Origin of the sequence: Pseudomonas cerasi (genome assembly GCF_900074915.1) — a bacterium.
In the GTDB taxonomy this organism is placed as follows: Bacteria; Pseudomonadota; Gammaproteobacteria; order Pseudomonadales; family Pseudomonadaceae; genus Aquipseudomonas; species Aquipseudomonas cerasi.
Genome location: NZ_LT222319.1, coordinates 5,797,329 through 5,810,098 on the forward strand (window position 1 = coordinate 5,797,329; position 12,770 = coordinate 5,810,098).

Here is a 12,770-nt window from a genome sequence, read left to right on the forward strand (position 1 = left end):
GAGGCACCTGAAGACAAACTGGCTCATCCATTCATGTCATGAGGCGGAAGGAGCGACACTTGAAAGTGACAGTGTTCGGAACCGGTTATGTGGGGCTTACCCTTGCCGCCTGTCTGGCTGAGGTAGGTCATACCGTTTGTTGCATGGATGTCGACAGCAAACGCATCGACGCGCTGCGCGATGGTATATGTCCGATATTCGAGCCCGGTCTTGGCGAACTTCTGCGCAACGGCCTGGACTGCAAGAGACTCAGTTTCACAACCGATGAAGTACACGCCAGTCGCTTTGCAGAGTTGGTATTCATCGCAGTCGGTACGCCAGCGCAAGCCGATGGCAAGGCGGACCTGAGCCAAGTGTTTGCCGTACTGGGTTCGGTAATCAGACACGCCGAAAGTGCCCGGATCATTGTCAACAAGTCGACCTCGCCAGTGGGCACCGTTGACCGCCTGCTCGCTGAGATCGCTGCCAGTCCGCGACGTGATGACGGCTTTGAAGTGATCAGCAACCCCGAGTTTTTCAAGGAAGGCTGCGCGGTCAGTGATTGCCTGCGTCCGGATCGCATTATCGTCGGCGGCGCCAGCCCGCGGGCACTGGAGCAGATGCGCGAGTTGTATCAGCCCTTCAGTCGCAACCGCGAGAAGTTTGTGGTCATGGATGCGCGCAGCGCGGAGCTGTCCAAATATGCAGCCAACTGCCTGCTGGCGACCAAAATTTCGTTCATCAACGAGATGGCCAACCTGGCTGAACAGGTGGGGGCCGATATAGAGCAAGTCCGGCTTGGCATCGGCTCCGACCCGCGCATTGGATATGACTTCATCTACCCGGGCTGCGGTTTCGGTGGCTCATGCTTTCCCAAGGACTTGCAGGCGCTGATCGGCACAGCCAGCGAGCACGGCGTGGAAACGGCGTTGCTCAACGCCGTGGAACAGGTCAATCGCCGCCAGAAGCACCGTCTGTTTGAAAATATCCACACGCATTATCGCGGTGATCTCAGGGGCAAGGTGTTCGCCGTCTGGGGACTGGCCTTCAAGCCCAATACCGATGACATTCGCGAGGCCTCCAGCCATACCCTGCTCAAAGCACTCTGGGCAGCCGGTGCCAGGGTTCAAGCACACGACCCTCAGGCGATAGAAGCGGTCAGGCATCATTACGGCGAGCGAAACGACCTGAAACTGGTGCACTGCAAGCAAGATGCCCTGGAAGGCGCAGACGCTTTGGTGGTGGTGACCGAATGGCAGGACTACCGGATGCTGGATCTGGACCGGCTCGGCGAAAAGCTCGGTGATCGCGTGGTGTTCGATGGCCGCAACCTGTTCGATCCGTCGCAACTGCATGAGACGGGCTTTACCTACTACGGCATTGGTCGTGGCCGGGCGGCTCAACCATGACGGTACTGGTGACAGGTGCTGCCGGATTCATCGGGTTTCATGTCGCCAAGCGTCTGTGCGAGCTCGGTGTGGAGGTCGTCGGCATCGACAACCTCAACGATTACTACAGCGTCGAGCTCAAGCAATCGCGCCTGGCCATCCTCCAGCGCCTGCCAGGGTTCACGTTCCACAGGCTGGACATCACCGATGCCGAAGGCCTGGCCGCGCTCTTCGCGCAAAACGCCTTCGAACAGGTCATTCATTTGGCGGCTCAGGCCGGTGTGCGTTACTCGCTTGAACAGCCAAATGTTTACGCCCAATCCAATCTGGTCGGCTTTATCAACGTGCTCGAGGCCTGTCGGCAGCATCGACCGGCGCACCTGATCTACGCGTCGAGCAGCTCGGTCTACGGCGCCAATACGCGCATGCCGTTTCAGATTGAGGATGCCGTCGACCGGCCGCTGTCCCTGTACGCCGCCACCAAGCGCGCCAACGAACTCACTGCCTACAGCTATTGCCACTTGTACGGCCTGCGCGCCACAGGGCTGCGCTTTTTCACCGTCTACGGACCCTGGGGCCGGCCGGACATGGCGCTGTTCAAGTTCACAAAAGCCATGCTGGCCGGGCAGCCTGTGGATATCTACAACCACGGCGAAATGGCGCGCGACTTCACCTACATCGACGACATTGTCGAAAGCATCCTGCGCCTGCGCCTGCTGCCGCCCGACACGGTTGGCAGCGAGCCGCCCCATCAACTCTTCAATATCGGCCGGGGCCAGCCCGTCAAGCTGCTGGAGTTCGTCGACTGCCTGGAGGCCGCGCTAGGCCTGCGTGCCGAACGACGCTACCTGCCCTTGCAAGCGGGCGACGTGCTGCAAACCTGGGCTGACGTCAGTGCGCTGAGCCAATGGATCGACTTTCAACCACAGGTCTCGGTCGACACCGGCGTCAGGGCCTTCGTCGACTGGTATCGGGAGCACTACCAGGCCCGGCTCCGTGTGCCACTTCAATAACAAGGACTTCCATGACCACGCCCACTTTTCTATCCGTCGTGATCCCGGCCAAAAACGAAGCCGATAACCTGCCCAGCCTGATCAAAGAGATTTGCACAGCGCTGGACGGGGAACGCTACGAGATACTGGTCGTTGACGACGGCAGCACAGACGACACCTTGAAAGTGCTGACGCACCTCAAGGACAGCGGGCTGACCGTGTTGCGGATCCTGCGCCACGAGCGATCACTTGGGCAGAGCACCTCGGTCTATCACGCGGCACTGGCGGCCAACGGCACCTGGCTGGCGACCCTGGACGGTGACGGTCAGAACGACCCGGCGGATATTCCCGGGATGTTGGCGCTGGTACGCGCTCACGCAAACGGCTCCGGGGCGATACAGCTGGTGGCCGGCCACCGAGTGAATCGGCGCGATACCGCCAGCAAACGCTGGGCCTCGCGCTTCGCAAACGGCCTGCGCAGCCGGCTTCTCAAAGACTCGACTCCAGACACCGGGTGCGGCCTGAAACTGATCGAGCGGGCCGCGTTTCTGCGCCTGCCGTACTTCGACCATATGCACCGGTTCATTCCAGCACTGATTCAGCGACATAACGGCCGTATGGTCACGCACCCCGTCAACCACCGCCATCGCCAAGCCGGCGTGTCCAAGTACGGCAACCTGGACCGCGCGCTGGTGGGCATTCTTGATCTGGTCGGCGTCTGGTGGCTGATCCGCCGGACTCGGCTGGAGGTTCAGGCACAGGAACTGCGGCCATGAAGCCGGACAACGAGACCTTCTGGCTGATCCTCGGCTTTGTCGGGCAGGCCGTATTTACCGGCCGCTTTGTCCTGCAATGGCTGTACAGCGAATTCAAGAAGCGCAGCATCATCCCGGTGGGCTTCTGGTACCTGAGCATGCTGGGCAGCACGATCCTGCTGGCCTACGCCATTTACCGACAGGACCCGGTCTTCATCGCCGGCCAGGCCTTTGGTCTGCTGGTGTACATGCGCAACCTGCAGCTAATCAGCCGACAGTCCAAGACATCCGAGGAGCAATGATGGTGCGAACTCACCTTTCGCCTCGCCTCGAGGGATGGCTACTGGTCGCGCTGGCCGTTTTACTGGTCGGGGGCGGCTTGGGCGTGCGTCTGCCGCAGAACGTGGATGAAGAGCGTTTTCTCGGCGTTGCCCTGGAAATGCTGCAGCACGGCTCATGGTTCGTCCCGCACCGGGCCGCGGAGATCTATGCCGACAAACCGCCGCTGTTCATGTGGGCGACGGCATTCTTCATTTGGCTGACGGGCAGCCCGAACATCGCGCTGTACCTGCCTGGGCTGCTCTCTGCAGGCGCGACCACCGCAGTCCTCTACGATCTGGGCAGCCGCCTGTGGAACCGGCGCATCGGTCGGTACGCCGCCTTGTTATTCCTGGCGACCTATCAAACCTACAGCATCCTGCGCACCGGACAGATCGACAGTTTTCTGTGCCTGTGGATTGCGCTGGGCTTCTACGGTCTGGTTCGCCACGTGTTGCTCGGACCGGCCTGGGGCTGGTTCTATTTCAGCTGTGCGGCGATGGGCCTGGGCATTATCACCAAGGGCGTCGGTTTTGTTCCCGCGTTGATGCTGATCCCTTACGCCTATGCCGCGCGTAAAGGTTGGCACGGTGTGGTGGCGATGCCAGGACAGGCCGCGCGCTGGGCGCTGGGGCTGCTGGCGTTATTGCTGGCCTGCTGCCTGTGGCTGGTGCCGATGATTATCTCGGTCGTGCGTGACGGCGGCCCGGAAGGGTTCGCCTACGTGCAGGAAATACTCTTGCACCAGACAGCCAATCGATACGCCAGCGCCTGGGATCATCGCGAGCCCTTCTGGTATTTCTTCGTCAAAGTCATCCCGCAGTATTGGCTGCCGCTGGTGTTGGTGCTGCCCTGGCTGATCCCGGCCTGGCGCCGACAGTTGAGCAAGCGCGATGGCCGGGTTCTGGTACTGCTCGGCTGGGTGTTGCTGGTGCTGCTGTTCTTCAGCCTCTCCAGTGGCAAACGCAAGATCTACATCTTTCCAGCGCTGCCCGGCCTGGTACTGGTGGCTGCCCCCTTACTGCCCTGGTTGTTGAAACGCTGGTTCCACGACCGCGTCAGGGCTCGGCGAATTGTCCCGGCGGTGGTGGTTATCTGGCTTGGTCTGTGGTTCGCCAGAGGGTTCGTCGAACCCGTCATAGAGGGCCAAAACCCACACAAGGAACTGATGGAGCAGGCCGCGTACGTCACTCAAGGTGCCGATCTGGTGCTGGTCAACTGGCGCGAGGGGCACTGGCTCTATGCACGCCAACCCATTGTGCATTTCGGTTTTGCCAAGCCGTCGGCAACCGAACAGGCTGCCCGTTGGCTAAGAGAACACCCCGGCACCTTTGCGCTGGTGCCAGGCGAGCAACTGGCCAATTGCTTCTTGCCGGAAAAAGCCCGGCCGCTGGGCCAGACCTCCAGAGCTGACTGGTTCATCGTCGATGCCGATGCCGACAACGGCCGGTGTAAACCGGAAAGTCCTATGCAGGCCTATCGCTTCGCGTGGCAGCAAAATGTTGATTAATCGCCCGCCCAGCCGCCCAACACGCGGGAGTGCCTGATGCCATGCAGTTGGAAACGATAAAGGCAAAGCGCCTGACGTGGTCGAACGTCGCACGAAGGCAGGTATCACTCGCACAACTCGTGCTGAGTGCAGGTGCTCTCGGGCTGCTGATCCTGGCCTATGCCGTGTCGACACACTTTCAGGTCCACCAACAGCTGTATCAGTACGGTCGCACCTGGTTAAAGGGCAACACGGCAGCCGACAAGAATATCTGGCTGCCGGATTTCCATGTGGTTATCGACGCCAAACCACTTGCCCCGGACGTCGCCAATATCTCCGGGATCACCTACGACTACGACAATGACCGACTGCTGGCAGTGACCAACAAAGGCCGCATACAACTGCTGGCGCTGAACGTGAACGGCGACATAATCGCCCGCTACCCATTGATCGGTTTCGACGACACCGAAGGTGTGGCTTATCTGGGCAACGGACGCATCGTGCTGTGCGATGAAGATCTCCAGCAACTGGACATCATCACGTTGCCGACGCAGGCACGCCCCATCCTCGTCGAGGAAGCTCAGTTCATTGCGCTACTGATCAATCCCAGTATTCATAACAAGGGATTCGAAGGCGTAACCTACGATCGCGCCAACGACCGCCTGTTCGCGATAAAGGAACGCGATCCACGCCAGATGTTCGAGGTTTCCGGCGTCCTGCACTCCATCGATCAGGGCCGCTTGCAGATCAAAGTTGCCGACCGGCTGGACTGGATCACGAAAAGTGTCGCTGCACGCGACCTTTCAGACGGCTACTACGACCCGCGAACCGGCCATTTACTGCTGCTCAGCGACCAGTCGCACTCGATCACGGAACTGGACAGCAAGGGACGATTCGTCAGCATTCGATCACTGCTGGCTACCTTCTCCGACCTCAAGCACAGCGCCCCCCAACCCGAAGGCCTGACCATGGATCGCGCAGGCAACCTGTACGTCGTGAGCGAGCCGAATCTGTTTTACAAGTTTTCGAAAGTGCCGGAATAGGTAGTGAAGAAGCCTGGCCTTGAGGATGACTTTCGGGGAGTGGGGGTAGGGTCTTTTTTGGGAGAGCTAATGGAATTCGGAAAAATGTGCGAGTTGCTCAGGACGTGAGCCGTGACAGATCGGGTTTCGCGATAGTTGCCATGATGAAATGCTCCTGATTGTCACTCGATTCAAAGTTAATCACAGTAAATAATCTAGCATCCTCAAGCGCGCTGTCAGGTCGAGCCTATTCCTAGGCCTAGTCGATAACCGACCCGATAGAATCCACGGCTTTTATTAGAGGGTATCGACACAGTATCAGGCGAGTGACTGCCTTGCTTCTGCAATGAAACCTCAAGGAGATGAGTGCAATGTCGCGTAAAGTTTTTGTAGCCGGCGCATCCGGTGTAATCGGCAGAGCCCTGCTCAAGCTCTTGGTGGCTGCGGACTACAGCGTATATGGCGCTACCCGTCGCGCCGAAAAAGTGAAGGACATAGAGGTCACAGGTGCTACGGCAGTGGTGGTTGATGTCTATGACGCCGAGCGTTTAAACGAAGAGTTGGTCCGCATCCAGCCATGGGCTGTTATTCATCAACTGACAGATCTGCCTCGTGGCCTAAGTCCCGAATTGATGGCAAAAACGGTCGAGAACAACGCACGTATCCGTACAGAAGGAACGCGTAATCTGGTAGCCGCCGCTCGAGCTGCTGGCGCTACCCGTCTGATAGCTCAAAGCATCGCCTGGGCCTACCGTCCAGGCGACACCCCTTATCTCGAAACATGTCCTCTGGACGTGGAGGCACACGGCAGCCGTGGCATCAGTGTGGGGGGTGTGGCGGCCTTGGAGCAGCAAGTGCTCAGCGAGCCTGCATTGAACGGAACCGTCTTGCGCTATGGCCAGTTATACGGACCCGGCACTGGCACTGACGAGCCGACAGGCACCAGCCCTGTGCATGTAGAAGCCGCTGCACGCGCCGCACTGCTGGCGTTGCAAACAGAGCGAAGTGGTATTTTCAATATCACTCAGGACAGCCCGACCGTCAGCAACGAAAAAGCCAAGCGCATACTGGGGTGGTCTCCTACCGTGGAGGCTTGACGCCCCAACGCAGCTACTCCGTACGAAGGCAGGCTTTCTATCTCCAGTCGCTTGCCTACCACGCTCAATGGATGGCAACTTTCAGACAGGAAAGTGTTATGAAATCACTGGACAATATTTTTCATGAGTTACACAACCATGGTCTTTTGATCCTGGCCAATGTCAGCGATGCAGGCGGGGCAAAAGTCGTAGAGTCATTGGGTGCCACCGCGATCGCCACCAGCAGTGCAGGCATGGCGTGGGCGCATGGTTACGCCGATGGCAACCAGCTCCCCCTTACGCGTCTGGCAGCCAGCGTTGAATCCATGACGCGAATACTGCACGTCCCACTGACCGTAGACATTGAGGCCGGTTACTCCGACGACCTCCAACACGTTGCCAGGGTTGTCGAAGCGGTTGTCGCTTCAGGTGCCGTGGGTATCAACATCGAAGACGGTTCCGCACCACCGGAGGTACTTGTGCGCAAAATCGGAGTTGCCCGAGAAGTCGCCAACAAGCACGGCGTTAACCTATTCATCAATGCGCGCAGTGACGTCTACCTGAAAAGCCTGGTGCCACCCGTACAGCGTCTCGATGAAATCATCCGGCGTGCAGCGCTTTATGCACAGGCAGGAGCCAACGGTCTGTTCGCCGCCGGAATGGTCACACCGGCCGAGATTTCCACACTGTGCAACAACTGCACGCTACCGGTGAACCTGCTTGCCCGCGACGGGCTGTCGGCGCCCGACGATTTGCAGCGCTTAGGCGTTAGACGCCTGAGCGCCGGTTCCAGTATTGCGGAGTTTCTGTATGGAGCGCTGGAAGGGCTGGCGCGCTCTTTCATCGAGCGCGGGCAGCTGGATACGCAAGCGCTTACGGGTTTTACGTATGCAAAGTTGAATGGATTAATGGGAGAGCGTGGATAAACTTACACGCCCACAGGCAGAGTATGTGGTGATGCCCAGGGGCCACAGCCCAGGCGTGCTGGGGAAACGCCTGCTGGCTTGGAAAGGTCCTGAAGCACACTACCGGGTCATGAACCGAGCGGTTAAACGGCGCCACCCCGGATCTAAGAAGCAGCGCCGACTGTACGTCGCGCTAGCCGAGTAGCACATCAGCAACCTTGCTGCTCGGCTAGTTGCGGCTGGCGCCAAAAAGAACCGCATAAGCGAAGAGGCAATTTTAGAGAAATCTGCAGCAGTTTTAATTCACATGCCACGGTTTTAATTTTCGAAAATCAAGTGAAGCTAAGGAATAAAAACTGTCGCGAAAAACCTAGCAAACACGGGGTATGGCTGAAACCCAAACCAGCTCCAAAAACTGTCGCTACGTCCAAAAACGGCCATTCCATGAGTTGCTCTAGGTATTAAAAACTGTCGCGAGCATTTCACAGCCATCAATTGGCTCGATTCGCCGATAGGGCGGACCGGCTTTGCCAACCGTCATCACGGCTGACTATCGCTCTTAACCTCCTCCTGGTGCCGATAAACGGCCAAATCCGGCATCCGCCCGTATCTGCGAAAATACGGGGTTGCCTTGCTGAAGCTGATCTAGCATCTCAAACTGGTCAGTCGCGGTGCGAACAGCCATCGGTATGGATACGCTAGTCACGACACAGGATTTCTTCAATGCTCAGCCCTTTGTCCGCACCTTCGTACGTATGTGGAGCAGGCTGTCCCGGCCCCTGTGCTGCGGCAAACTGTGCCAACCCTGCCACTACTCCAAGCGAAGCATCACCCATCACCACCTCTGATCCGGCAAACACCTCGCATACGCATGCCTGCACATATGGTGCTCGTGACATCCCCCCCGTCATGAAGACCACCGGCACAGCGTTGGACAATTCTGCGCGAACTTTCTGCAACAGCATTCGAAAATCTTTTAGAAAACGACGTGTACTTGTTTCCAGCACATTGCTGTCTGCAGTCACCCTCAATTCAGGCTCTATGTAATCCAGCTCCCGACTTGCGTAACTATCGCCGCTCAGGTCAATCTTGAGCTGTTCAATATCTCGATTGAGCCGAACGGTGGTGCCCTTTTCCTTCAGGCGTTTCAGCCGTGTCTTGAAGGGCTCGATGACCCGCGCCAAATCCTGTTTAACGAAGTCACGTTGCAAGCTCAGAGCACTGATCTGCGCAGCGCTGCGATAAGCGTGTAGGGGCAAGCCGTGTTTATCATCCTTGCCGAACATCGGCATCGCCGCGCTGATGGAGAGATCGACATCGACATCGGTACCACCAAAGCCCTGACCCCAGACCTGATGGATAACCGGCTGTGCTACTTCACCGCCTACTTGGGCATAAGCGATATCAGTGGTTCCGCCACCGATATCAATGATCAATGCAGCATGGGCATGAGGGGATTGCATGTGGTAAGCGTAAGCTGCGGCGGAAGGCTCGCGCAGGAATTCGACGTCAGCGAAACCAGCCTCTTTGGCCGCGCGCTCGAGCAGATCCTGTGTCTGCTGATCGTCACGACTACCGACAGTGCCGCGAAACTCGACGGGGCGCCCGAGTACGACAGCAGTGACTTCCTTGTTCAACTGCCGGCTTGCAGTGTTACGAATATGCGCTAGCACCTGACTGATTACACCGACCACCACGTCACGATGATGCGGTTCCAAACGATAACCAAGCATGGACTTGGGGGACTGGAAAATCCGTCCGTCCTCATCGTTATACAGTGCCTCAATGGCATCCTCACCAAAGATGCCATTGGCCTTGCGCACGTCAAGGCCTTCTTGGGCAATACTCTCGCGCTGCATGCTGACCCAGCGCCGGCGCAACATGTTGATAGTCGATTGACGAATATCCTCATCAGAAACTTTCCTAGGCTTGGCCACCCGCTCGCGCAACAGCGCCTTCTTCGCAGCCGAATAGCCATCACGACCATAGCCGCCGGCCATGCCTCCTTTATCGATACTCTCCAAGCGCGCTCTATACAGGGCCATTTGAGAGTTGTAGAAGCTCTTCTGAGTGGCTATAGCACTGTCGATCTCATGCTCATGCTTCGCCGTCAGCACAAACTGTGAGGGATCGACGTAGCGATCGGGAAAGAACACCGCCGTGCGAAATTGCTGATCGTTGCCAAAGGTGATTGGCTGCACCTCCCCATTTACAAAAAACGCCGCACTGGAAAAACTGGTTCCGAAATCAACACCGATCTTCACACTCTACTCCTGTCTGGCCGCAGCCTAGTCCCTTAAACTCATCTGCAAGTGCAACAGAATCTACCTGCTCATCGCGATAGAATCCATCCACTCGCTTGGTTAACGGCCTTGAGGTTAAGGCAGGTCATGCGAGGTGAGTCATGAAAGTCGTTAGACCAGTTGAAATCATTTCTGTCTTGGATGTGCAGTGCCATGCATGTGGGTCCTCCACCAAACTGGACACTGGCACCCTCCAGCTTGCGAAGCTTCAAGCCCGCCGGGGTTTTGGTGCGGATCACGTCCACTGCACATCTGCCAATGTCGCAGGTAAGCGTCCGGCCGAACTCATCTTTCAAAGTCCGAGAGAGTACAAGGCCACCATACGCATAATGAACTGTTAGCAATGTGCAAAATTTGCATATTGCATTTGTCGTCCGGGCATCACTCTTGAATGCGTCATTGGCGTAGGTACATCATGGTGATAAGGCGGTCGTGTCCGCTAAAAGTGGGCACATCCATTACCTCCAATGCTGGAGTCCTGAAAGTCTGTTCACTGGGTGCTTTGTTGACGTCAGTCAGTGGCTTCAACCTCAGAGGAAACCTCAGTCGCAGCTTCCCTGGCCTTGCTCAGAAGCTTCTCCTGCCTTTTGTTCATTGCCTCAAGCTTCTTGAACGACTCGAACTTTGACTGAATCAACTCATAACATTTATGGGTGGAATAGACTTCATCCAGCACGCGACTCTGAATCTCAGCATGGTTCTTGGCTTCATAGAGCTGCCAAACGCTTTTGCCCGGCTCGAATTTCGTCCCGTACATGTATTTATTCAGAATGTGATTTTTGGATTTTGGATATAAGAGGTTGCTAGGGTTGTTGAACGTCCCGATAACGAGCAGGGAAAGGTCTACGACCCGAAAACTGTTTTGGAACGCGAAGGCTTCCTGATTCGAAAGGATATGAAAGCGTTTGAACAGCTCGAACAGAATCGGAATGTCTGATGAGGTAATTCCAATCCCGCACAAAATTGCGGACACCGCACCATCGTGGGCGTTTTTCACCTGGTCACAAGCTGTTTTGAGCAAGGCATAGATATGCTCAAGCATCTCCTTCTCTGTCGCATGCTCCCATAGCCAGAAGGATTTGGTCTTCTTAAAGACCTCGGATTTTGCGATGCTGAAGTCCCGCTCGGGATTAGCCACCAGGAATGAGCCACCGATGAACCTGCAATCCTTGTCCCATGGGTTGTAGCAGAAACCCGATGCTGTGCGCTTCTTCTCAGGAACGTAAAACTCCAAATCGAAGAACACTACTTTGCATTTTCCTGGCCTGAGTCGACCTTTTTGACTTGCCATCCTTGCTTGCCACCTTCCACGTTGCGCCAGTCACAGGGGGTCGTATCATCGCAATGAACACGAGTAGCGGCAAGCTCAGCCGCATGTTCAGTGAGCCAGTTCGCTTTGACGGTGCCGCGCGGGTGCTGAATTTCAACACAGATGTTCGATGCTGCCGGGCGCAAGTTCGCCCCGGCCAGCGACACAGGTAGCGGAACATGCTCCTGATTTCCTGCGAAGGTTTACCCCAACCGCCAAGCTCAGGCAGGCATCAGCCGATGCTTCAGACAGTTGGTGACCGGCGCTGGCCGCCAGGTCCTTGGTTATGCTCGACTCGCCAGGGAACGTGTCAAGGTTAAAAGCAGCCTCTACCCGACCAGGCTGGTCGGATGTGAAGACAGAGTTGATCTGACTTTCCCGAGTCGCACGCGCCCACCAGTTGCTGCGTGCCTAAAAGGCCTAAGCCTGCCGGCAAAGCGCAGGTCACGACGCCTACGCAGGCCGGCGGCACGGCCATCATGCCAGCATAACTGCCTACGCCACCGACAATGCCTGAGGCGGTGTCCACGCTCGCATCCGCAGCTTGAACAACGTTGCCGTGGGCATTCAGGAAGTCATCGCTGCGATCTGTCCAGCTACGACCTGCGGCATAGTTTTTGCATTTTCAACGTGGTGCCATACATAGCCATCCGGGGTACTTTTGAGACCTACCGCCTTGTTGGCCATTGCTGCATCTTTAGCATAGCTTCCAGTCAAACCATTGATATCGACTTGAGCCTAAGTACAAGTCGAAAATTAGGAAATACTTGCTCGTCAAAGCTGTTTTAAAGCACGAGCAAACTGTATAAAAGGCTCTAAAACCTCAACTCCATCGCACACCAACACAACAAGAGCCTCCTTTCGGATCCAGGTAAGAAGTTATAACTCCCCAAAAAAAATCATAAGAAATCATATTCTCATTTTTTTTATTAGGCTTACCTAGCAAGTCTTCAAGAATTTTGTCATGCAATTCCCTAAGAGCATTGAGATCAGAGTTTACGGAGCTGATAACTGTAAATTTAAAACCAATCAGTGCATCACGATAAAAATCAAACTGCATATTTGATCTTTGTCCAAAAACCATGTGTGGACCGCTTACACAAGATGACCAATCTCCATTAATGCTTGATTCGATATAAGCACCCAATCCCTTTTCAAGCTCAACCTTCGTCAGCCGAGGTTTAAGAGTAAATTTATTATCAATTAAAACATAACCATCTTTAGTATTTACCAT

The 12,770-nt window shown here is 56.2% G+C and carries 12 protein-coding genes; 8 read left to right on the top strand and 4 right to left on the bottom strand.

The features are described 5' to 3' along the window. The first annotated feature begins 59 nt into the window (after window positions 1-59). The 8 genes from PCPL58_RS28180 to PCPL58_RS28215 all read left to right on the top strand — a co-directional run bounded on the left by PCPL58_RS28180 (window position 60) and on the right by PCPL58_RS28215 (window position 7,945). The gene (locus tag PCPL58_RS28180) at window positions 60-1,388 is read left to right on the top strand and encodes a UDP-glucose dehydrogenase family protein (RefSeq protein WP_065350961.1); all 1,329 of its coding nucleotides are present in this window, start codon (window positions 60-62) and stop codon (window positions 1,386-1,388) included. After that, window positions 1,385-2,380, top strand: a complete 996-nt coding sequence (locus tag PCPL58_RS28185) for an NAD-dependent epimerase (protein WP_044310276.1) — start codon at window positions 1,385-1,387, stop codon at window positions 2,378-2,380. Before PCPL58_RS28180 ends, PCPL58_RS28185 begins: the two co-directional genes overlap by 4 nt. 11 nt (window positions 2,381-2,391) lie before the next feature. After that, window positions 2,392-3,135: a glycosyltransferase family 2 protein gene (locus PCPL58_RS28190; protein ID WP_054082273.1), complete on the top strand. Its 744-nt coding sequence runs from the start codon at window positions 2,392-2,394 to the stop codon at window positions 3,133-3,135. Continuing rightward, window positions 3,132-3,416 carry a lipid-A-disaccharide synthase N-terminal domain-containing protein gene (locus PCPL58_RS28195; RefSeq protein ID WP_044310277.1) on the top strand — a complete coding sequence of 95 codons (285 nt, stop codon included), beginning with the start codon at window positions 3,132-3,134 and terminating at the stop codon, window positions 3,414-3,416. The genes PCPL58_RS28190 and PCPL58_RS28195 overlap by 4 nt, the downstream gene beginning before the upstream one ends. After that, entirely contained in the window at window positions 3,413-4,942 is a 1,530-nt protein-coding gene (locus PCPL58_RS28200; RefSeq protein WP_065350962.1) for an ArnT family glycosyltransferase, read from the top strand. Before PCPL58_RS28195 ends, PCPL58_RS28200 begins: the two co-directional genes overlap by 4 nt. A 41-nt stretch (window positions 4,943-4,983) precedes the next feature. Further along, entirely contained in the window at window positions 4,984-5,964 is a 981-nt protein-coding gene (locus tag PCPL58_RS28205; protein ID WP_065350963.1) for an SdiA-regulated domain-containing protein, read from the top strand. Window positions 5,965-6,314: 350 nt separating this feature from the next. Further along, window positions 6,315-7,040 (top strand): NAD-dependent epimerase/dehydratase family protein, encoded by a 726-nt coding sequence (locus tag PCPL58_RS28210; RefSeq protein WP_065350964.1) that lies wholly within the window; start codon window positions 6,315-6,317, stop codon window positions 7,038-7,040. A gap of 98 nt (window positions 7,041-7,138) precedes the next feature. Next, complete coding sequence (locus tag PCPL58_RS28215) at window positions 7,139-7,945, top strand: isocitrate lyase/PEP mutase family protein (RefSeq protein WP_065350965.1); 807 nt, start codon at window positions 7,139-7,141, stop codon at window positions 7,943-7,945. Window positions 7,946-8,622: 677 nt separating this feature from the next. On the opposite strand, the gene PCPL58_RS28220 is transcribed toward PCPL58_RS28215, so the two are convergent. The 4 genes from PCPL58_RS28220 to PCPL58_RS31290 all read right to left on the bottom strand — a co-directional run bounded on the left by PCPL58_RS28220 (window position 8,623) and on the right by PCPL58_RS31290 (window position 12,770). Further along, window positions 8,623-10,188, bottom strand: coding sequence for an Hsp70 family protein (locus PCPL58_RS28220; protein ID WP_044310946.1), 1,566 nt, complete (start codon window positions 10,186-10,188; stop codon window positions 8,623-8,625). 550 nt (window positions 10,189-10,738) lie between these two features. Further along, window positions 10,739-10,984, bottom strand: coding sequence for a hypothetical protein (locus tag PCPL58_RS32475; protein WP_017683954.1), 246 nt, complete (start codon window positions 10,982-10,984; stop codon window positions 10,739-10,741). Window positions 10,985-12,103: 1,119 nt separating this feature from the next. Then, window positions 12,104-12,223 carry an HNH endonuclease gene (locus PCPL58_RS32850; protein ID WP_110455622.1) on the bottom strand — a complete coding sequence of 40 codons (120 nt, stop codon included), beginning with the start codon at window positions 12,221-12,223 and terminating at the stop codon, window positions 12,104-12,106. A gap of 136 nt (window positions 12,224-12,359) precedes the next feature. Continuing rightward, on the bottom strand, window positions 12,360-12,770 hold the full coding sequence (locus tag PCPL58_RS31290; RefSeq protein WP_144106548.1) for a hypothetical protein: 411 nt from the start codon (window positions 12,768-12,770) through the stop codon (window positions 12,360-12,362).

Excerpts from the sequence above, each read along its gene's own strand:
- PCPL58_RS31290 (WP_144106548.1), bottom strand. The coding sequence starts at position 12,770 with ATGGTAAATACTAAAGATGGTTATGTTTTAATTGATAATAAATTTACT.
- PCPL58_RS32850 (WP_110455622.1), bottom strand. The coding sequence starts at position 12,223 with ATGGCCAACAAGGCGGTAGGTCTCAAAAGTACCCCGGATGGCTATGTA.
- PCPL58_RS28200 (WP_065350962.1), top strand. The coding sequence starts at position 3,413 with ATGATGGTGCGAACTCACCTTTCGCCTCGCCTCGAGGGATGGCTACTG.
- PCPL58_RS28215 (WP_065350965.1), top strand. The coding sequence starts at position 7,139 with ATGAAATCACTGGACAATATTTTTCATGAGTTACACAACCATGGTCTT.
- PCPL58_RS28205 (WP_065350963.1), top strand. The coding sequence starts at position 4,984 with ATGCAGTTGGAAACGATAAAGGCAAAGCGCCTGACGTGGTCGAACGTC.
- PCPL58_RS28210 (WP_065350964.1), top strand. The coding sequence starts at position 6,315 with ATGTCGCGTAAAGTTTTTGTAGCCGGCGCATCCGGTGTAATCGGCAGA.
- PCPL58_RS32475 (WP_017683954.1), bottom strand. The coding sequence starts at position 10,984 with ATGTACGGGACGAAATTCGAGCCGGGCAAAAGCGTTTGGCAGCTCTAT.
- PCPL58_RS28195 (WP_044310277.1), top strand. The coding sequence starts at position 3,132 with ATGAAGCCGGACAACGAGACCTTCTGGCTGATCCTCGGCTTTGTCGGG.
- PCPL58_RS28190 (WP_054082273.1), top strand. The coding sequence starts at position 2,392 with ATGACCACGCCCACTTTTCTATCCGTCGTGATCCCGGCCAAAAACGAA.
- PCPL58_RS28185 (WP_044310276.1), top strand. The coding sequence starts at position 1,385 with ATGACGGTACTGGTGACAGGTGCTGCCGGATTCATCGGGTTTCATGTC.